The 19,535-nt window shown below is 70.3% G+C and carries 16 protein-coding genes; 6 read left to right on the top strand and 10 right to left on the bottom strand.

Annotation, left to right across the window (positions count from 1 at the left end; genetic code table 11):
• Positions 1–51 precede the first annotated feature (51 nt).
• From ACZ5PB_RS07630 to ACZ5PB_RS07605, 6 genes are all read right to left on the bottom strand, one after another.
• Positions 52–2,460 (bottom strand): discoidin domain-containing protein, encoded by a 2,409-nt coding sequence (locus ACZ5PB_RS07630; protein ID WP_468688698.1) that lies wholly within the window; start codon positions 2,458–2,460, stop codon positions 52–54.
• A 297-nt stretch (positions 2,461–2,757) separates the two neighbouring features.
• Positions 2,758–5,496 (bottom strand): pyruvate, phosphate dikinase, encoded by a 2,739-nt coding sequence (gene ppdK, locus ACZ5PB_RS07625; RefSeq protein ID WP_468688697.1) that lies wholly within the window; start codon positions 5,494–5,496, stop codon positions 2,758–2,760.
• 421 nt (positions 5,497–5,917) lie between these two features.
• Complete coding sequence (dusB, locus tag ACZ5PB_RS07620; protein WP_468688695.1) at positions 5,918–7,045, bottom strand: tRNA dihydrouridine synthase DusB; 1,128 nt, start codon at positions 7,043–7,045, stop codon at positions 5,918–5,920.
• A 164-nt stretch (positions 7,046–7,209) separates the two neighbouring features.
• The gene (locus ACZ5PB_RS07615; RefSeq protein ID WP_468688693.1) at positions 7,210–7,383 is read right to left on the bottom strand and encodes a DUF6243 family protein; all 174 of its coding nucleotides are present in this window, start codon (positions 7,381–7,383) and stop codon (positions 7,210–7,212) included.
• Positions 7,384–7,560: 177 nt separating this feature from the next.
• Positions 7,561–8,145 carry a LuxR C-terminal-related transcriptional regulator gene (locus ACZ5PB_RS07610; RefSeq protein ID WP_468688918.1) on the bottom strand — a complete coding sequence of 195 codons (585 nt, stop codon included), beginning with the start codon at positions 8,143–8,145 and terminating at the stop codon, positions 7,561–7,563.
• A gap of 50 nt (positions 8,146–8,195) precedes the next feature.
• Positions 8,196–9,413: a sensor histidine kinase gene (locus ACZ5PB_RS07605; RefSeq protein WP_468688691.1), complete on the bottom strand. Its 1,218-nt coding sequence runs from the start codon at positions 9,411–9,413 to the stop codon at positions 8,196–8,198.
• 221 nt (positions 9,414–9,634) lie between these two features.
• On the opposite strand from ACZ5PB_RS07605, the gene ACZ5PB_RS07600 reads away from it, so the two are divergent.
• A complete protein-coding gene (locus ACZ5PB_RS07600; RefSeq protein ID WP_468688690.1) occupies positions 9,635–10,036 on the top strand; it encodes a hypothetical protein in 402 nt (133 codons plus the stop codon).
• 52 nt (positions 10,037–10,088) lie between these two features.
• Here ACZ5PB_RS07600 and ACZ5PB_RS07595 read toward each other — a convergent pair whose 3' ends face one another.
• Positions 10,089–11,474 (bottom strand): glycine--tRNA ligase, encoded by a 1,386-nt coding sequence (locus ACZ5PB_RS07595; protein WP_468688689.1) that lies wholly within the window; start codon positions 11,472–11,474, stop codon positions 10,089–10,091.
• Between the two features lie 229 nt (positions 11,475–11,703).
• Between ACZ5PB_RS07595 and ACZ5PB_RS07590 the strand changes: the two genes are divergently transcribed.
• The 5 genes from ACZ5PB_RS07590 (at position 11,704) to ACZ5PB_RS07570 (ending at position 16,129) form a co-directional block, all read left to right on the top strand.
• Entirely contained in the window at positions 11,704–12,717 is a 1,014-nt protein-coding gene (locus ACZ5PB_RS07590) for a metal ABC transporter substrate-binding protein (RefSeq protein WP_468688687.1), read from the top strand.
• A complete protein-coding gene (locus tag ACZ5PB_RS07585; RefSeq protein ID WP_468688685.1) occupies positions 12,714–13,544 on the top strand; it encodes a metal ABC transporter ATP-binding protein in 831 nt (276 codons plus the stop codon). Before ACZ5PB_RS07590 ends, ACZ5PB_RS07585 begins: the two co-directional genes overlap by 4 nt.
• Before the next feature lies 1 nt (position 13,545).
• On the top strand, positions 13,546–14,436 hold the full coding sequence (locus ACZ5PB_RS07580; protein WP_468688683.1) for a metal ABC transporter permease: 891 nt from the start codon (positions 13,546–13,548) through the stop codon (positions 14,434–14,436).
• Positions 14,437–14,511: 75 nt separating this feature from the next.
• The gene (locus ACZ5PB_RS07575; protein ID WP_468688681.1) at positions 14,512–14,943 is read left to right on the top strand and encodes a Fur family transcriptional regulator; all 432 of its coding nucleotides are present in this window, start codon (positions 14,512–14,514) and stop codon (positions 14,941–14,943) included.
• A 220-nt stretch (positions 14,944–15,163) separates the two neighbouring features.
• Positions 15,164–16,129: a trypsin-like serine peptidase gene (locus ACZ5PB_RS07570; RefSeq protein WP_468688680.1), complete on the top strand. Its 966-nt coding sequence runs from the start codon at positions 15,164–15,166 to the stop codon at positions 16,127–16,129.
• 69 nt (positions 16,130–16,198) lie between these two features.
• Here the strand turns inward: ACZ5PB_RS07570 and ACZ5PB_RS07565 are convergent, their stop codons facing one another.
• The 3 genes from ACZ5PB_RS07565 to ACZ5PB_RS07555 are packed head-to-tail and all read right to left on the bottom strand — an operon-like array spanning position 16,199 to position 19,531.
• Positions 16,199–16,648: a response regulator gene (locus ACZ5PB_RS07565; RefSeq protein WP_468688679.1), complete on the bottom strand. Its 450-nt coding sequence runs from the start codon at positions 16,646–16,648 to the stop codon at positions 16,199–16,201.
• The gene (locus tag ACZ5PB_RS07560) at positions 16,645–18,327 is read right to left on the bottom strand and encodes a sensor histidine kinase (protein WP_468688678.1); all 1,683 of its coding nucleotides are present in this window, start codon (positions 18,325–18,327) and stop codon (positions 16,645–16,647) included. The genes ACZ5PB_RS07565 and ACZ5PB_RS07560 overlap by 4 nt, the downstream gene beginning before the upstream one ends.
• A 1-nt stretch (position 18,328) precedes the next feature.
• A complete protein-coding gene (locus ACZ5PB_RS07555; RefSeq protein ID WP_468688677.1) occupies positions 18,329–19,531 on the bottom strand; it encodes a PP2C family protein-serine/threonine phosphatase in 1,203 nt (400 codons plus the stop codon).
• Positions 19,532–19,535 lie beyond the last annotated feature (4 nt).

The following is a 19,535-nucleotide window of genomic DNA, read 5'->3' as shown; positions in this document are numbered from 1 at the left end:
GGCGCCGGGTGGAACCGCACAGAACCGAACGCCGGGGCGGGGCAACGAACGCTACGGGCGGACCTCGAACCGCCACAGCGAGTACCCGTAGGCGGACTGCCTCTTGCGCCCCTGCATCCGGATGTGCCGTGCTTCCACCGGCTCCGCGAGCTCCACGGCGTCCTCCCCGGCGGTGGTCCGACCACGCCGCTCGGCGACGGTGCGCCACTGGGTGCCGTCGCCGGACACCTGGAGGTCGTAGTCCTTGCCCGCGGCGGCCTCCCAGTCGAGCAGGATCCGCCGCACCGGGTGCGGCGCGCCCAGGTCGACCGAGAGCCACTCCCCGTCGGTGTACTTCGACGCCCACCGCGTCCCGGGGTCACCGTCGGTGGCCAGCGCCGCGCCCAGGTGGGCGGCCTCGGCGGACGAGGCGGCCGTCGCCCGCCCGCGCGCCAGGTCGGGCACGTCGAAGACCTGCACGGACCACAGGGTGTAGCGCGCGGCCCGGCCCTCCCGCCCGCGCACCCGTACGTAGCGGGCCTCGGCCGCGTCGAAGGCGAGCTCGTCGCGCCCCGGCGCCCGGTGCCCGCGCCGCTCGGCCACGGTCCGCCAGCCGTGCCCGTCCCGCGAGACCTCGATGTCGTACGAACGCCCGTACTCCTGCCCCCAGTCGAGCCGCACCCTGCCGACCCCGCGCACCTTCCCGAGGTCCACCGTCAGCCAGGGCGAGCGCTCGGGGCGGCTGCTCCAGCGGGTGACCGGGCTGCCGTCGGTGGCGGCGGCCGGCTTCGTACCGTACGAGGACGAAGAGGCCGAGGCAGCCGCGCCGAAGGAGATCTGATCGGGCTCGGCGAGCGTCGGTCCGACCACCTTCAGCCCGGGCCCGAGCGCCCCGCGCCGCATCGACGCGGTGAAGGCCGTATACGGAACCCCGGCCGCCGCGCCGCTCCACATCTTCTGGGCGAGCACCCCGAAGGTCTTCTCGATCAGGGTGTGCACGTCCTTCTCGGTGTACGTGGCGTGCACGAGGTCGTTCCAGACGGCGGACATGGCGCCGCGCAGGGCGGGGTCGAAGGGCGCGAGGCTCTCGCCGCCGGGGAAGACGTGCGGCTCCCAGCTGTCGTAGAGGGAGCGGCCGTCGAGGCCGAGGGGGTGGTAGTAGGTGGCGAAGGGGACGACGTAGAGCAGCCCGTCGTTGGTGTTGACGAGGTCGGTGAAGCCGTCGCGCTTGGCGGCCTGCGGCCCGTACCAGCCGTTGTTCCAGCTGTGGACGGTGACGTCCTTGTCGTAGGCGGCGGGCTCGGTGGTCAGCCGGGACAGGGAGCCCCACGCGCGCGGGTGCTTCTTCAGCTTCTCGCGCAGATGGGCGGCCATGGAGTTGAAGTAGGTGCGGTAGTGGGACTCTGGGCCGGTGTACTCGTCGGCCCCGTAGTGCACTTCGGGGCTGCGGAACCAGGGGGTGAACTCGTCGAAGACCTCCTTCATGAAGGTCAGCGTGTCCGGGTTCCCCAGGTCCAGGTGGTCGCTGTTGGGCCCGCCGAGGCCGATGTCGGGGCGGAAGCGCACGAAGGACCGGGAGTGCGCGGGGGCGTCGATCTCCGGGGTGAGCTGGACGGCGTGCGCGGCGGCGGTGTCCTCGAAGGAGTCCCAGTCGGCGCGGTCGTACGCACCGTCCTTCGCCGCGAGCCCGTCCCACCTGCTCTTCTCGCTGCGCAGGCGGAAGGCGTCGTACGCCTTGGACCAGTCGCCGCCGGGGGCCTGGATCTCGTTGTCGTTGAGGTGCAGTTGCAGGTCGTTGAGCTTGAACCAGCCCATGATCCGCAGGTAGTCGCGGAGGAAGCCGGGGGTGAAGTAGCGGCGGGCGACGTCCAGCATGAAGCCGCGCAGCGGGTAGTTCGGCCAGTCCCGGGCGGTACCGGCGGGGGCGCGGGTGCGGCGGTCGTCCTGGAGGAGTATCTGGAGGAGGGAGCGGGTGCCGTAGAAGGCGCCCCGGTAGGTGGGGGCGACGATCCTCAGGTCCCTTTCGGTGGCGGTGAGTTCGTATCCCTCCTGGGTGTAGCGCTCGCCGCCCTGCGGGTGGGCGGCGCGCGGGTCGACGCGCAGGACGATGTCGCCGCGCCGGGCGTCGCCCTGCCGGGGAGCGCCGATCCGTACGCCGGTGACTTCCGCGATCTCCTGGGTCAACGTACGGGCGAGGGAGAGGAGTTGACGGTCGGCGCGGCCCTCGACGACGACCCGGGTGCCGTCGTCGATCCGGTACGTACCGCGGGCGCCGGTCCACTCCTGGAGGGCGGGGACGACGACCGGTCTGGCGTTGGTCCCGTCGGCGGCCCTCGCGGGCTCGCGCAGCGGCGGAGCGGGTTCGGCGGCGTACGCGGAGAGGGCGGGCAGCGGCAGCGCGGTGGCGGCACCGGCGACCGCGACGGCGGTGACGAGGGTGCGGCGCGAGACACGGGTGCGGGGCGGCGGTTCCTTGCTCATGCGGGGGTCCTCCTGGGGGACGTCCGTGGCGTACGAGCGGGGGGTGACGCGAGCGATCCACAGTGGTCTATACCGGTATCCGAACCGTGACGACAAGAGTGCGCACCAGAATCGCCCAGGACCGCACAGGAAGAGGCACGTGCGCAAAGGGGTACACACCGAAGCGGCGGCACCCCCGCACAGGGTGCCGCCGCTTCGTCATGGGCCCGGGTCCGCCGCCGGGGGTGAGGGTGGGACTTGCAACGTCCCGGGGGCGGATCCGGTGGTCTTACGGGGTGGTGCCGCTCGCGCGGTGGGTCAGCGGCTGTCGCTGCCCGTCGCCTGGGCCGCGGCCCGGCCCGCTTCCAGCCGGGCGACCGGAATACGGAACGGGGAGCAGGAGACGTAGTCCAGGCCCACCTCGTGGAAGAAGTGGACGGACTCCGGGTCGCCGCCGTGCTCGCCGCAGACACCCAGCTTGAGGTCCGGGCGGGTCTTGCGGCCGGCCTCGACGGCCTGCTTCACCAGCGAGCCGACGCCGTCCTTGTCGATCGTCTCGAACGGGGAGACGCCGAAGATGCCCTTCTCCAGGTACGCCGTGAAGAAGCTCGCCTCCACGTCGTCGCGGGAGAAGCCCCAGACGGTCTGGGTCAGGTCGTTGGTGCCGAAGGAGAAGAACTCCGCGGCCTCGGCGATCTGACCGGCCGTGATGGCCGCACGCGGCAGCTCGATCATGGTGCCGAGCGCCAGCTTGAGGTCTATGCCGTGGGCCGCCTCGACCTCGGCGATGACCGCTTCGGCCTCCTCGCGGACGATCTCCAGCTCCTGGACCGTGCCGACGAGCGGAATCATGATCTCCGCACGCGGGTCGCCCTTGGCGTTCTTGCGGGCGGCGGCTGCCTCGGCGATGGCGCGGACCTGCATGGTGAACAGGCCGGGGATGACCAGGCCCAGGCGTACGCCGCGCAGGCCGAGCATCGGGTTCTGCTCGTGCAGGCGGTGCACGGCCTGGAGCAGGCGCAGGTCGTTCTCGTTGGCGTCCTTGCGGGACTCGGCGAGGGCGACGCGCACCGACAGCTCGGTGATGTCGGGCAGGAACTCGTGGAGCGGCGGGTCCAGGAGACGGACGGTGACCGGCAGGCCGTCCATCGCCTCGAAGAGCTCTATGAAGTCCTTCTTCTGGAGCGGCAGCAGGCCCTTGAGGGCTTCCTCGCGCTCGTCGTCGGTGTCCGCCAGGATCAGCTTCTCGACCATCGAGCGGCGCTCGCCGAGGAACATGTGCTCGGTGCGGCACAGGCCGATGCCCTGGGCGCCGAAGCGGCGGGCGCGCAGTGCGTCCTCGGCGTTGTCGGCGTTGGCCCGTACGCGCAGCCGACGGCGGCGGTCGGCGTACGCCATGATCCGGTGGACGGCCTCGACCAGCTCGTCGGCGTCGTCGGCGCCGGCGTGCATCCGGCCCTCGAAGTACTCGACGACCGGGGACGGGACGACGGGGACCTCACCGAGGTAGACCTTGCCGGAGGAGCCGTCGATGGAGACGACGTCGCCCTCCTCGACGACCGTGTCGCCGACGGTGAGGCGGCGGCGCTTGGTGTCGACCTCGATCTCCTCGGCGCCGCAGACACAGGTCTTGCCCATGCCCCGGGCGACGACGGCGGCGTGCGAGGTCTTGCCGCCGCGCGAGGTCAGGATGCCCTCGGCGGCGATCATGCCGTCCAGGTCGTCGGGGTTGGTCTCGCGGCGGATCAGGATGACCTTCTCGCCGGACCGCGACCACTTGACGGCGGTGTACGAGTCGAAGACCGCCTTGCCGACCGCGGCGCCCGGCGAGGCGGCGATGCCCCGGCCGAGCAGCTGGGTCTTCGCGTCCTCGTCGAAGCGCGGGAACATCAGCTGCGCGAGCTGGGCGCCGTTGACGCGCTGGAGCGCCTCGGCCTCGTCGATCAGGCCCTGGTCGACGAGCTGGGTGGCGATGCGGAAGGCGGCACCGGCGGTGCGCTTGCCGACGCGGGTCTGGAGCATCCACAGCTGGCCGCGCTCGATGGTGAACTCGATGTCGCAGAGATCCTTGTAGTGGGTCTCCAGCGTCTCCATGATCTGCATGAGCTGGTCGTACGACGTCTTGTCGATCGACTCCAGGTCGGCGAGCGGGACGGTGTTGCGGATGCCCGCCACCACGTCCTCGCCCTGCGCGTTCTGGAGGTAGTCGCCGTACACGCCCTGGTGTCCCGAGGCGGGGTCGCGGGTGAAGGCGACGCCGGTGCCGGAGTCGGGGCCGAGGTTGCCGAAGACCATGGAGCAGACGTTGACCGCGGTGCCCAGGTCGCCGGGGATGCGCTCCTGGCGGCGGTAGAGCTTGGCGCGGTCGGTGTTCCACGAGTCGAAGACCGCGTTGATGGCGAGGTCCATCTGCTCGCGCGGGTCCTGCGGGAAGTCCCTGCCGCACGCGTCCGAGACGATCTTCTTGAAGCTCTTGACCAGCTTCTTGAGGTCGGCGGCCTCAAGGTCGGTGTCGACCTTGACCTTCTTGGCCGTCTTCGCCGCTTCGAGGGCCTCCTCGAAGAGCTCGCCGTCCACACCCAGCACGGTCTTGCCGAACATCTGGATGAGACGCCGGTAGGAGTCCCAAGCGAAGCGCTCGTCGCCGCCGGACTGCTTGGCGAGCCCGGTGACCGACTTGTCGGAGAGACCGATGTTGAGGACCGTGTCCATCATGCCGGGCATCGAGAACTTCGCGCCCGAGCGGACCGAGACCAGCAGCGGGTCGCTCGCCTGACCGAGCTTCTTGCCCATCTTCGCCTCAAGGGCGTCCAGGTGGGCGCTCACCTCGTCGCGCAGTTCCTTGGGGGCCTCACCGCTGTCGAGGTAGACCTTGCAGGCCTCGGTGGTGATGGTGAACCCGGGGGGCACCGGCAGGCCGAGATTGGTCATCTCGGCGAGGTTGGCGCCCTTGCCGCCCAGCAGGTCCTTGAGGTCCCTGTTGCCTTCGGTGAAGTCGTAGACGAACTTCTGCGCCGAAGACGACTGCGGTACGTGGGGTTCTTTGTTTTCCGACACGGGTCTCGGCTCCTCGAAGACGCGGTGGCTGCCCTGACGGCCAGGAACATACCCAGATCGAAGGTGTCTGGGTACGTCCACTTAACCGTCATACGGCTTTAACCACCCGTCCGCCAGCAGATCGAAAGCCGGGGGGACTTCGGAGCAAAACCATGAGTACGTTCAAGACTTATACGCAGCACTACGTTCCGTTGATAGACCTTCGCAGATCATCGACGCAACGTAGTGGAATGGTTCACCCGGGAAACGAAGAAGGGGTGGCACCGAGTGCCACCCCTTGGAAAGGTGCAATCCCTCATTTGCTGCTCATGTGAGCAACTACATCATCAGGCGTGGCGAGAATCACGCTCACAAGTGAGCGCGGATCTCAGGATGCAGACCCGCGCTCAGCGGCGAATATCGACGGCCCGCACTCGGACGGTCACCCTCCGGATGTGTCCAGCTCGGCATCGGCGCTGATACCCGCGCAGTCGTACGGGTCCTTCAGCCAGCCATCCGGCAGGACAACCCGGCCATTTCCGGACGTACGACCCCGAGGGCCGTCCGCACCCACCGGCCACGGCTGATCAAGGTCCAGCTCGCTCATATGAGCGTCCATTTCGGCCAGCGAAGAGGAGATCGCGAGCTTCTTGCGCATCTCCGAGCCCACCGAGAACCCCTTGAGGTACCAGGCCACGTGCTTGCGGAAGTCGATGACACCGCGTGCCTCGTCACCGATCCACTCCCCCAGCAGCTCCGCGTGCCGCCGCATGACCGCCGCGACCTCGCGCAGCGTCGGCTCGACCCGCTCCGGGCGGCCCTCGAAGGCCGCCACCAGGTCCGCGAACAGCCACGGCCTGCCCAGGCAGCCGCGCCCCACGACCACCCCGTCGCAGCCGGTCTCGCGCACCATCCGCAGCGCGTCGTCCGCCGACCAGATGTCGCCGTTGCCGAGCACCGGGATCTCCGGTACGTGCTCCTTGAGGCGTGCGATGGCCTCCCAGTCGGCCGTACCGCCGTAGTGCTCGGCCGCCGTCCTGCCGTGCAGGGCGATGGAGGTGACGCCCTCGTCGACGGCGATGCGGCCGGCGTCCAGGAAGGTGAGGTGGTCGTCGTCGATGCCCTTGCGCATCTTCATGGTGACCGGCAGGTCCCCGGCGTTGCCCACCGCCTCGTGCAGGATCGCCCGCAGCAGCGGCCGCTTGTACGGCAGCGCGCTGCCGCCGCCCTTGCGCGTCACCTTCGGCACCGGGCAGCCGAAGTTGAGGTCGATGTGGTCCGCCAGGTCCTCGTCCACGATCATGCGGACGGCCTTGCCGACGGTGACCGGGTCCACCCCGTACAGCTGGATCGAGCGCGGCGTCTCGTGCGCGTCGAAGTGGATGAGGTGCATGGTCTTCTCGTTGCGCTCCACCAGCGCCCGGGTCGTGATCATCTCGCTCACGAACAGCCCCTTCCCGCCGGAGAACTCACGGCAGAGGGTGCGGAACGGCGCGTTCGTGATGCCTGCCATGGGCGCCAGCACCACGGGTGGCTGCACGACATGGGGGCCGATGTTGAGCGAGGTCATTACCTCATTGTCGCCCACCCGCCGTCCGCGACCCGCCGCGCACAGCGGACAGGGCCCGCACCGCGCGCGGCGGTCCGGGCCCTGCCTGTCTGCTGGGTCGCACTTGGGTCGTCGTGTGAGCTACGCCACGCGGGCCTGGGTCAGGCCTGCGAGTCGGGCCTGCGTCAGGCCTGCGAGTCGCCGCCCGCCCGCTCGCGCATCTTGCGCAGCAGTTCCGCCTTCTTGTCGGCGGCGCTCTCGCGGTCGGCGTTGCGGTGGGGGCCGTTCTCCTGCTGTTCGGCGCGGGACAGCTTCTTGCGCTGTCCGCCCACGCCGAGGAGGTTGTTGCGCTTTGCCACGGGTTCTCCCGGAAGTGTTGAGAAGTGATCTACGGATTCGTCGGTGGGGGACGGTCGCCGCTCCTGGGGAGGGGCCCGTCACGCTCTCACTCGTAAATCGGCGTCTGGAAGAACATGCCACGAACGGTACCCCGGCCCCGTGGCCCCGGTCACCGGGTTTTCCGCCGGCCCAGGACGCTACGCGCCGCCCTCCAGAAAGCGCAGGACGGCGAGTACCCGGCGGTGGTCGGCGTCCGCGCGCGGGAGGTCGAGTTTGGCGAGAATGCTGTTGATGTGTTTGGCGACGGCGCTCTCGCTGACAACGAGCTGCCCGGCGATGCCCGCGTTGGAACGGCCTTCGGCCATCAGCGCCAGGACCTCGTGCTCGCGGGCGGTGAGCCGCTCCAGGGGGTCGCTCCGGCGGCGCACCAGGAGCTGGGCGACGACCTGGGGGTCCAGTGCGGTGCCGCCGTCGGCGACCCGGCGCAGTACCTCGATGAACTCCTCGACGTCGGCGACCCGTTGTTTGAGGAGGTAGCCGATGCCGCTGGTGTGGGCGGCGAGGAGTTCGGCGGCGTACCGCTCCTCGACGTACTGCGACAGCATCAGCACCGCTGTGTCCGGCCACCGTTCGCGCAGCCGCAGTGCGGCCCGTACCCCTTCGTCGGTGAAGGTCGGCGGCATCCGTACGTCGACGACGGCGAGGTCCGGCCGGTGCTCGGCCATCGCGGCGAGGAGCCCCTCGCCGTCCCCGGCCTGGGCGACGACCTCGAACCCGGCCATCTCCAGGACCTTCACCACGCCGATCCTGAGCAGGACGGAATCCTCGGCGATCACGGCGCGACGCACGGCAGCTCCACATTCATCACGGTCGGTCCCCCGGTCGGGCTGGTCATCCGGAGGGTGCCGTCGACCGAACCCACGCGCTGCGCCAGCCCCTTGAGGCCGGTGCCGCCGGACGGGTCGGCGCCGCCCACCCCGTCGTCGGCGACCGCCACCTGAAGTATCGCTCCCAGCCGGGTGACGGTCACCTCCGCCCGGGTGGCGTGCGCGTGCTTGGCGATGTTGGTGAGGGCCTCGGAGACGACGAAGTAGGCGACGCCCTCGACCGCGGGGGTGGCCCTTCCGTCCATCTCGACATGCAGCTTCACCGGGAGGGGAGCCCGTGCGGCCAGTCCTGACAGGGCTGCGTCCAGGCCGAGTTCGTCGAGTACGGCCGGGTGCAGACCGCGTACCAGTGCGTTGAGTTCCTCGATGGCTTCCTTGGCCTCCCGGTGCGCCTCGTCGATGACCTGTCGGGCTTCGGGGGACAGATCGGCCAGAACAATCTTTGCGATGCCCAGATTGAGGGCGAGGGAGACCAGGCGCTGCTGGGCGCCGTCGTGCAGGTCGCGTTCGATGCGCCGCCGTTCGGCGGCGGCGGCGTCGACGGCACCGGCCCGGCTTTCGGTGAGGTCCTCGACGCGCCGCTTCAGCGTTTCGTCGCGCTCGTCGCGCAACAGGGCGGGCGCGATCCGGTGTTCCAGCCGTACGAGGGCGGCGGCCAGCGGCGGGGTCGCGGCGAGCGCGGCGATGCCCGCGGCCATGACGTAGGCGGTGGTCGTGGTGTAGCCGGGGTGGGCGGTCCGCCAGCCGTCGGGGATCAGCGCGAATTCCCACGCGTAGACGGTGGTGGCCGCGGTCCCCGCCGCGCCGAGCAGCAGCACCAGCAGTTCCAGGGCGCCCAGGCAGGGCGCGACCAGCCAGTTGTAGGCCAACTGCCGTCCGAGGACGGCGAAGCGGAGCCGGGGGATGACGACACCGGTCAGTGCCCGGTGGCGCCACCGGTGCCCGTCGGTGAGCCCGATGCCCGCGACCAGGAGCAGGAGCACCGGCACGGGCAGGACGAACGGGGCCGCGTCGGACGACGCCTCCAGGACGCCGACGGCCTGTGTGGCCGCCCACAGGAACAGCAGCGGCGTCAGCAGGTGGAGCGGCACCCCGGACGCGAGGAAGGCGAGGTCGCGCCGCAGCCGCGTCAGGGAACGGCGCAGCCGTGGCGGCACCTTCATGATCCGGATCTGGCTTCCATGATCCGAGCCTAGAGCCACGCACAGCGCCGCCACCATGCACCCTGTTACCGCTCCCGGGGTGCAACCAGTGCCACCCCAAGACGGACAGCAGTGGCAATGACCTGCGAGGACGTGGCGGGGAGTGTGGATCACGAGCCCGGAGAAGCGGGTTCCCCGGACCGCCCGACGGCCGGGAACCCTCCCCCGGAAGGCAGCCCGCCATGGCGCTCACGGTCCTGAACTCCCCGGTCCGCACCCACCTGTTGACCGGCCGTCTGCTCACCGGCGCCGGTCTTGCCCTGCTGCCCTGGATGGGGTTCCTCGCCGCGACGCTGCCCCCGCCCGAGGCCGCCGCCTGGGTGCTGCTCGACGGCGTGGAGGCGTACTGCCTGATCACGGCGGGGCTGCGGCTGGCCCGTGGGGCGGGTGGGGTGCGCATACCGGCGGCCGGTGCGGCACTGCTCCTGCTGGCCGACGCGACGGCGGACCTGCTCACCTCGGCGCCCGGCCCTGAGTTCGCGCAGGCCGTCGCGATGGCGGTGTGCGCCGAGGTGCCGCTGGCCGTCCTGTGCACCGCCCTGTGCACACCCCTGGCACGCCGGAGCCCCCGGCCGCCTCGCTGAGAGGCGGCCGGGGGCCCCGGACGTACAGACAGAACAGGAAGGGACCGGGCTGCTAGCAGCCGATCAGCCGGACCGCCAGGTACTCCTGGATCATGTCCAGCGAGACGCGCTCCTGCTTCATGGTGTCGCGCTCGCGCACGGTCACCGCGTTGTCGTCGAGGGTGTCGAAGTCGACGGTCACGCAGAACGGGGTGCCGATCTCGTCCTGACGGCGGTAGCGGCGGCCGATGGCACCCGCGTCGTCGAACTCGATGTTCCAGTTCTTCCGCAGGTCGGCGGCCAGGCCCTTGGCCTTCGGCGAGAGCTGCGGGTTGCGGGACAGCGGCAGGACGGCGACCTTGACCGGCGCCAGGCGCGGGTCGAGGCCCATCACGACGCGCTTCTCCATGACGCCCTTGGCGTTGGGCGCCTCGTCCTCGCGGTAGGCGTCCAGCATGAAGGCGAGCATGGCGCGGTTGACACCGGCCGCCGGCTCGATGACGTACGGCGTCCAGCGCTCGTTGGCCTCCTGGTCGAAGTAGACCAGGTCATGGCCGGAGGCGGCGGAGTGCGCCTTCAGGTCGAAGTCGGTGCGGTTGGCGACGCCTTCGAGCTCGGAGAATTCGGTGCCGCCGAAGTTGAAGCGGTACTCGATGTCGGCGGTGCGCTTGGAATAGTGCGAGAGCTTTTCGGCCGGGTGGTCGTACCAGCGGATGTTCTCGGGGTTGATGCCGAGGTCCAGGTACCAGTTCCAGCGCTGCTCCATCCAGTATTCCTGCCACTGCTCGTCCTCGCCCGGCTTGACGAAGAACTCCATCTCCATCTGCTCGAACTCGCGCGTGCGGAAGATGAAGTTGCCCGGAGTGATCTCGTTCCGGAAGGACTTGCCCATCTGCGCGATGCCGAACGGCGGCTTCTTGCGCGAGGTCTGCTGCACCTGGGCGAAGTTGGTGAAGATGCCCTGCGCGGTCTCCGGGCGCAGGTACGCCTTGGAGGCGGTGTCCTGGGCCGGGCCGAGGTGGGTCTCCAGCATGCCGGAGAACTGCTTGGGCTCGGTGAACTGGCCCTTGGTGCCGCAGTTGGGGCAGTTGACGTCGGCCAGGCCGTTCTCGGGGGTGCGGCCGTGGTGCTTGGCCTCGTACGCCTCGATCAGGTGGTCGGCGCGGTGCCGCTTGTGGCAGGCGGTGCACTCGGTGAGCGGGTCGGAGAAGGTCGCGACGTGACCGGACGCCACCCACACCTCGGGGGCCAGGATGACCGACGAGTCGATGCCGACCACGTCCTCGCGCGCGACGACCATCGCCCGCCACCACTGACGCTTGATGTTCTCCTTGAGCTCTACGCCCAGCGGTCCGTAGTCCCAGGCAGCTTTGGAGCCGCCGTAGATCTCACTGCTCGGGAAAACGAAGCCACGGCGCTTGCTCAGGCTGACGATGGTGTCGATCTTGTCGGCGGCCACGGTGCTCTCTTCATTACGACGACGAAGGTCTGTACGTTCTCAAATTTCACTCAGCCGCCGGTGCGCGCGGCCCCACTGCATGGCCCCCCTGCACGGCCACGGCCCGGCGCGGCCCGGCGAAGCCTTCAGATTACCGGCGTGCGGGGGGCCCGGATCAAATCGGTAACCGGTGCAGAGCAGACAACCCCACTATTGACAATCGTTTCCACTTTTGTTGAAAATGAGTGTCATGAACGTACGACGCCTCATACCCGCCACCGCCACCGCCGCCGCGGTCTCCCTCTCCCTGGTCACCCTGTCCGCCTGCGGCGGCGCCTCGGCAGCCGACGACGCGAAGAACGGGGACGGCGGCAAGCTGAACGTGATCGCGTCGTTCTACCCGATGCAGTACCTGGCCGAGCAGATAGGCGGCGACAAGGTCGCCGTCACCCCCCTCACCAAGCCGGGCGTCGAACCGCACGACCTGGAGCTCAAGCCCAAGCAGACCGCGGAGCTCTCCGACGCGGACCTGATCGTCTACCTCAAGGGCCTCCAGCCGGCCGTCGACGAGGCCGTCAAGCAGTCCGGTGCCAAGGCCACCGTCGACGCGGCGACCCTCACCTCCCTGGAGGCGCACGGCACCGAGACCGGTGGCCACGAGCACGGCGAGGAAGCCGGGCACAAGGGCGAGGAGGCCGGGCACGAGGGCCACGACCACGGGCACGACCACGGCGCAGACGGCGCCTCCGACCCGCACATCTGGCTGGACCCGGTGAAGTACGCCGAGGTCGCCAAGGGCGTCGGCAAGGCCCTGGAGAAGGCCGACCCGGCCAACGCGGCCACGTACCAGAAGAACACCACCGCCCTGGTCGGCAAGCTGGACGGCCTGAACACCGCGTTCAAGGACGGCCTGAAGAACACCGCCACCAAGACCTTCATCACCACCCACTCCGCCTTCGGCTACCTCGCCGAGCGCTACGGCCTGGAGCAGGAGGGCATCAGCGGCGTCGACCCCGAGTCGGAGCCCAGCCCCGCCCGGATCAAGCAGCTCCAGAAGATCGCCAAGGAGGACAAGGTCTCGACCGTCTTCTTCGAAACACTTGCCAGTGACAAGACTGCTTCGACCCTGGCCAAGGACACCGGTCTCAAGACGGACGTCCTGGACCCCCTCGAAGGCATCACGGACAAGTCCAAGGGCTCGGACTACATCGAGGTCATGCAGTCCAACCTCGCGGCGCTGAAGAAGGCCCTCGGCGCCAAGTGAGCAGCCCCTCTCACCCCGCAGCAGCATCGGAGGCCCCCACCGTGCCCAACGACGCCGTCATTTCCCTGAGCGCCGCCACCGCGACGCTCGGCTCACGCCCCGTGCTGCGCGGGATCGACCTCACCGTGCGGCGCGGCGAGGTCGTCGCGCTGCTGGGGGCCAACGGCTCCGGCAAGTCCACGGCCGTACGTTCCGTGATCGGCCAGGTGCCGCTGACCGGCGGCTCGGTCGAACTGTTCGGTACGCCGCTGAAGCGGTTCCGGCAGTGGGCGCGGGTCGGCTACGTGCCGCAGCGGACGACGGCTGCGGGCGGGGTGCCGGCGACGATACGCGAGGTGGTGTCGTCGGGACGGCTTTCGCGGGCCCGCCTGGGGCTGCTGTCGAAGGCGGACAAGGCGGCCGTCGAGCGGGCCATCGGCCTGGTCGGGCTGAGCAGCCGGGCCAGGGACTCGGTGAGCGCACTGTCCGGCGGACAGCACCAGCGGGTGCTGATCGCCCGCGCGCTCGCCTCCGAGCCCGAGCTGCTGATCATGGACGAGCCGCTGGCCGGCGTCGACCTGGCCAGCCAGGAGATCCTCGCGGCGACCCTGCGCGAACAGGTCGCCGCCGGTACGTCGGTACTGCTCGTGCTGCACGAGCTCGGCCCGCTGAAGCCCCTGATCGACCGCACCGTCGTCCTGCGCGACGGACTGGTCGTGCACGACGGGCCGCCGACCTCCGCCGGGTCCCTGCCGGGGCACGACGACCACCACCTGACCAAGGAAGACTGCCACCCGCACACGGCGCCCGCCGCCGTGTCCGGCGTACCGACGGGACTGCTGGGCTGACATGAGTGAACTCCTGGACATCTTCAGCACCCCGTTCATGCAGCGGGCCCTGATCGCCGCCGTCCTGGTCGGCATCACCGCCCCCGCGATCGGCATCTACCTGGTGCAGCGCCGGCAGTCGCTGATGGGCGACGGCATCGGCCATGTCGCCATGACCGGTGTCGGCCTCGGCTTCCTGCTCTCGGCCAGCCCCGTCTGGACGGCCACCGTCGTCGCCATCGCCGGTTCCGTCGTCATGGAACTGATCCGCTGGTACGGCAAGACGCGCGGCGACATCGCCCTGGCGATGCTGTTCTACGGCGGCATGGCGGGCGGTGTGCTGCTCATCAACCTGGCGCCGACCGGCTCCAACGCCAATCTCTCCTCGTACCTCTTCGGCTCGCTGTCCACGGTCTCCGCCGAGGACGTGACGGCGATCGTGATCCTGGCCGCCTTCGTCGTCCTGGTCACCATGGGACTGCGCAGGCAGCTGTTCGCGGTCAGCCAGGACGAGGAGTTCGCCCGGGTGACCGGGCTGCCGGTGCGGGCGCTCAACCTGCTGGTCGCGGTCACGGCCGCCGTCACGGTGACCGTCGCGATGCGGGTCGTGGGGCTGCTGCTGGTCAGCGCGCTGATGGTGGTGCCGGTGGCGGCGGCGCAGCAGATCTCGCGCAGCTTCACCGTGACGTTCGTCCTCGCCGTGGCGATCGGTACGGCGGTGACCCTGGCCGGAACCGTCACCTCGTACCAGTACGACGTGCCGCCGGGCGCGACCATCGTGCTGCTGGCCATCGGCGTCTTCATCGTGCTGACTCTTCTCGCCGCGCCCCTGGCACGGCGGCGCTCGCGCGCGGGACACTCTGCCGAGGGGCCGGCCGACGCGCTGGTGGCCGCTGATGCGGTGAAGGCCTGAGTCGTGCCGGTGGACAGCACTGGCACAATGGCCCGACGTATCTATTCGCGTAATGGGCGACCAGAGGAGGCACCTGTGACGACGGCGCCGAACGGGGCGACGGCGAACGCCGCACCGGTACGTGGGCGCTCCACCCGGCAGCGGACCGCCGTGGCGGCGGCGCTGGACGAGGTGGACGAGTTCCGCAGCGCGCAGGAGCTGCACGACATGCTCAAGCACAAGGGCGACTCGGTCGGCCTGACCACGGTCTACCGCACGCTCCAGTCCCTGGCGGACGCGGGCGAGGTCGACGTACTGCGCACCAGCGAGGGCGAGTCGGTCTACCGGCGTTGTTCCACCGGTGACCACCATCACCACCTGGTGTGCCGGATGTGCGGCAAGGCGGTCGAGGTCGAGGGCCCGGCGGTCGAGTCGTGGGCCGAGTCCATCGCGGCCCAGCACGGCTATGTGAACGTGGCGCACACGGTGGAGATCTTCGGTACGTGCGCGGAGTGCGCGGCCGGCTGACCCACCGCCCTCACGGGTGACCGAACGCCCCCGCTCCCTCGTGGAGCGGGGGCGTTCGCCATTTCCACTCGGCTCCGCTCGGCTCCGCTCGGTGCCACTCGGTGCCACTCGGTTTCGGCCAACCCTCGACCGCACTCCTGACAGTTGTTCAGCAACCGTGGCAGCCTGCCTCACGCACACCGATTTCCGCACCGCTCCCCTCTTCGCAGAAGGAGTCAGCGTGAGACGTCGTCCCCACAGTGCACTGTTCGGCCTGGCAGCGGCGGTGGGTGGCCTGCTGGCCACCGGAGCGGCCCCGGCCGCCGCGTCCGCCCCGGCCGGCCCGGCCCCGACCGCCGAACAGCAGGTACGTGACTTCTGGACCCCGGAGCGGATGCGCTCCGCGACCCCGCTCGACGTACTGAAGGTGGCCCCCTCGAAGGTCGCCCCGGCGAAGGCGGGCGGCCCGGCGGTCTCCGTCCCGGGCACCGCCCCCACCGCACCCGCCGGCCCTTCCACCAAGGCGTTCCCGCAGAAGGGCGGGGCGTGGACCGGTGGCGGGGCGGTGGTGAAGACCTCCGGGCGGGTGTTCTTCACCTATCAGGGCCGTACGGCTTCCTGTTCGGGCAACTCCGTCACCAGCGCCAACAAGTCCACGGTCGTCACCGCGGGCCACTGCGTGAAGATGCAGGGCGCCTGGCACACCAACTGGGTGTTCGTACCGGCCTACAACGACGGCCAGACGCCGTACGGCACCTGGACCGCGGCGAAGACCTCGGCCACCGACCAGTGGGCGGCCAGCGAGGACATCAACTACGACGTCGGCCTGGCCGTGGTGAACCCGCTCAACGGCCAGAAACTGTCCGACGTGGTCGGCGCGCAGGGCGTCCAGTTCAACGGCGGCTACAACAAGGCGATGTATGCCTTCGGTTTCCCGGCAGCCGCCCCGTACGACGGCAAGAAGCTCATCTACTGTTCCGGGAACACCACCAAGGACTTCCTGTTCTCCAAGGACCACAGTCTGGGCTGCGACATGACCGGCGGCTCCAGCGGCGGCCCGTGGTTCAACTCTTTCAACGAGTCGACGGGGACGGGTCTCCAGGCGTCGGTGAACAGTTTCGGCTACACCTTCCTGCCGGGGCGGATGTTCGGCCCGTACTTCGGCAATGAGGTGAAGGCGGCGTACGACAAGGCTCAGGCGAGCTAGTCGGCCTGAGCTCTTCCGCGGTGCGGCCACTGGACCTGTTCACGCGGACAGTGGCCGCATGCGCGGTGTTCACCTGTGGGGCGGAAGTTTCACCACGGTCACGAAGAAGTTGTCGATCTGCCGGACGGCCGCGATGAACTGGTCGAGGTCCACGGGTTTGGTGACATAGGCGTTGGCGTGGAGTTTGTAGCTGCGCAGGATGTCCTCCTCCGCCGCCGAGGTCGTCAGCACCACCACCGGGATGTGTGCCAGCGACTCGTCCTTCTTGATCCGCTCCAGCACCTGACGGCCGTCGTACTTGGGCAGGTTGAGGTCGAGCAGGATCAGGTCCGGACGCACCGCGCCGGTGTGCGCGCCGTGTCTGTAGAGGAAGTCCAGTGCCTCCTGTCCGTCGCGCACCACGTGCAGCCGGTTGCGGATCTTGTTCTCCGCGAAGGCCTCACGGGTGATCAGCTCGTCGCCGGGGTCGTCCTCGACGAGGAGGACCTCGATGGGGCTGAGAGGGGCGGGGATGCTCATGCGCTCGCTCCTGCGGGGGTGGCGGCCGACGGGACGGGGGAACCGGTGACGGTTGTGCCCGGCACCGGCAGGCTGAAGCACACCTTCACCCCTTGCGGGGCCGAGGTGTCGAGGCGGATCGTGCCGCCGTAGTACTCGACGATCTTCCGGCAGAGCGCCAGGCCGATCCCGGTTCCCGCGTACTCCTGGCGGGAGTGCAGGCGCTGGAAGATGACGAAGACCTTCTCCGCGAACTCGCCGGGCACCCCGATTCCGTTGTCGGCCACGCAGAAGTGCCAGTCGTCGCCGCTCCGTTCGCAGGTGACGCGGATGACCGGGAGCCGGCCGGGGTCGCGGAACTTGACCGCGTTGCCGAGCAGGTTCTGCCACAGCATGGTGAGACTGGTCGGGTCGCCGGTCACCACCGGCAGCGGCCCTGAGGGCAGTTCAACGCGCGCGCCCGACTCCTCGACGGCCAGGGCGAGGTTGCCGAGCGCCTGGTGCAGCACCTCGCCCATGGCGACCTCGACGGGGTCGTCGTCCAGCCGCCCCACCCGGGAGAAGGTCAGCAGATCGGTGATGACGACCTGCATGCGCTTCGCACCGTCCACGGCGAAGTCGATGTACTGCTTGCCCCGGTCGTCGATCTCGTCCCCGTACCGCTTCTCCAGGAGCTGGCAGAAGGCGGCCACCTTGCGCAGGGGTTCCTGGAGGTCGTGCGAGGCGACGTAGGCGAACTGTTCCAGCTCGGCGTTGGACCGGCGCAGTTCGGTGGCCTGGAGGTCGAGGTCGGTGGCCTGCCGGGCGAGCTCCGCCTCCCGGCTGCGGGCCTCGGCGAGTTCGCCCGCGATGCGCCGGCGCATCGAGTCCACGCTGTCGCCCACCGCCCGTACGTCCTCCGGCCCCGGCACCTCGATCCGCCGGCCGAACTCGCCGCCCGCCGCCCGGTCCGCCGCCGTGCGCAGCTCCGCCAGGGGGGTGACGACCATGCGGCTGAGCAGCAGCGCGAGCAGCACCCCGGTCGCCACGATCACCGCCAGCATGCCGAGGAACGTCCAGTCGCGCAGGGCCCGCAGGTCCGTCATCTCGGCGCGGGCCGCAACCCGCGCCCGGTCGATGTGGATCTCCTGGGTCCGCAGCAGGGCGCGCAGTTCGTCGAAGCCCCGTTTGCTGGCCTCGATGCGCGGCTGTACGGAGTTGACGTCGGCTCCGGCGCGGATCACGGCGATCAGCGGCGCTGCCTCGTCCCTGCGCCACTGGGCCGCCTTGGCGGTGACCCCGGCCAGGTCGGCGCCGAACTGCCCCTCGGTGCCCAGCAGCCGGGCCGTCTCGTCGCGGTACCTGCGCTCGGCGCGCAGGCCCTCCTCGTACGGCACGAGGAAGGACTCGTCGCCGCTGAGGGCGAAGCCGCGCACCCCGGTCTCCTGGTCGAGGAGCGACTTCTGGAGCAGGAGGGCGGCGGACCTGCCGGGCTGGATGTGGTCGAGGAGGTCGGTGGTGCGGGCGCTGGTGCGGCCGAGCAGGGTGGCGCCGACCGCCGCGCAGAGCACGAGCAGGACGGCCATGGCGAGGAGCACGAGCCGGATCCAGCCCCGTACGGACAGCCGCGCGAAACCCTTCGGGGCCTCCGGGCCTTCCGGGACTTCGGGGACCTCTGAGGCTTCCGGGGCCCCCGGGGCCTCCGGGACTTCCCCGGCCATCTCAGCCGCTCCCCCAGGCCAGGTGCAGTACCGCTATGTCGTCGGCGAGACCGCCGTGCGGGGCCGCGGCGTCCGTCGCCGCCTGGACCAGGGTCTGGACGAACTTCCGGGCGGGCAGGGCCTCGTACTTCCGGGCCAGGTCGAGCAGCCCCCGCTCGCCGAGCCGGGCGCGCGGGCCCGTGAGGCCCTCGAACAGTCCGTCGGTGAAGACGACGATGCCGGTGCCCGCCTCCAGCGGCAGGTCGGTCTCGGGCCAGCTGCCGGAGCCGGGAGCGATGCCCAGCGCCATGCCGCCGGGCGGGTCGTACCACGTGGTGCCCGAGGGGCTCCGGACCAGCAGCCCCGGGTGCCCCGCCCGCACCACGCGCACCGAGGACCGGTCGGCCGGGAAGACCAGGCTGGTGAGGGTGGCGAAGACCTGCTCGGCGGTCCGCTCGGCCGCCATGATCTCTTCGAGGAGCCGCAGTTGGGCCGGTCCGGTGCAGCCGGTGAGCACCGCGGCCCGCCACGCCACCCGCAGGCACACCCCGAGCGCGGCCTCCGCCGCCCCGTGCCCGGAGACGTCGCCGATGACGGCGTGCACGGTGCCCTCCGCGGTCTGTACGACGTCGTAGAAGTCCCCGCCCAGCAGGCCCTGTTCGCGGCCGGGGTCGTAGCGTGCGTCGACCTCGAAGCCGGTGCCGCGCATCAACGGCACCGGGAGCAGGCCGAGTTCGAGCCGGGCGTTCTCCTCGGCGCGCAGCCGGCCCACCCGCAGTGCGGCCGACGTCTGCTCGACCTGCTTGCGCTGGACGGCGTACCGCAGCGCCCGGCTCAGGGTCTCGGCGTCCAGGCGCCCCTTGACCAGGTAGTCCTGTGCGCCCTCGGCCACCGCGTGCTGTCCGGCCTCGCCCTCGACGAGGCCCGTCAGGACGACGATGGCCGCGTCCGGGTGCGCGGCGAGCACCTGCCGTACGGCGTCGAGCCCGCGTACGTCCGGCAGGTGCAGGTCCAGGATGACGCACACCGGCCCGATGTGCCCGGCGAGGAACGTGCGGGCCTCACCGAGCGAGGTGCACCAGTGGACGTCCGCCCGCAGGTCGCTGTCCTGGAGTACCTCCGTGAACAGCAGGGCGTCCGCGGCGTCGTCCTCGACCAGCAGCAGCGCAGCGTCGAGTTCCCTCCGCCCGGCCGTCGTACCGGACACCACGAGTCGCTCGGTCACCGCT

Source organism: Streptomyces sp. NPDC032721, assembly GCF_055579625.1.
Note: the sequence above shows the minus strand (reverse complement) of the source record. Positions and strands in the feature narration are given on the sequence as shown.

Excerpts from the sequence above, each read along its gene's own strand:
- ACZ5PB_RS07610 (WP_468688918.1), bottom strand. The coding sequence starts at position 8,145 with ATGGCCGGGTTCGAGGTCGTCGCCCAGGCCGGGGACGGCGAGGGGCTC.
- ACZ5PB_RS07600 (WP_468688690.1), top strand. The coding sequence starts at position 9,635 with ATGGCGCTCACGGTCCTGAACTCCCCGGTCCGCACCCACCTGTTGACC.
- ACZ5PB_RS07560 (WP_468688678.1), bottom strand. The coding sequence starts at position 18,327 with ATGGCCGGGGAAGTCCCGGAGGCCCCGGGGGCCCCGGAAGCCTCAGAG.
- ACZ5PB_RS07590 (WP_468688687.1), top strand. The coding sequence starts at position 11,704 with ATGAACGTACGACGCCTCATACCCGCCACCGCCACCGCCGCCGCGGTC.
- ACZ5PB_RS07630 (WP_468688698.1), bottom strand. The coding sequence starts at position 2,460 with ATGAGCAAGGAACCGCCGCCCCGCACCCGTGTCTCGCGCCGCACCCTC.
- ACZ5PB_RS07565 (WP_468688679.1), bottom strand. The coding sequence starts at position 16,648 with ATGAGCATCCCCGCCCCTCTCAGCCCCATCGAGGTCCTCCTCGTCGAG.
- ACZ5PB_RS07605 (WP_468688691.1), bottom strand. The coding sequence starts at position 9,413 with ATGAAGGTGCCGCCACGGCTGCGCCGTTCCCTGACGCGGCTGCGGCGC.
- ACZ5PB_RS07580 (WP_468688683.1), top strand. The coding sequence starts at position 13,546 with ATGAGTGAACTCCTGGACATCTTCAGCACCCCGTTCATGCAGCGGGCC.
- dusB (WP_468688695.1), bottom strand. The coding sequence starts at position 7,045 with ATGACCTCGCTCAACATCGGCCCCCATGTCGTGCAGCCACCCGTGGTG.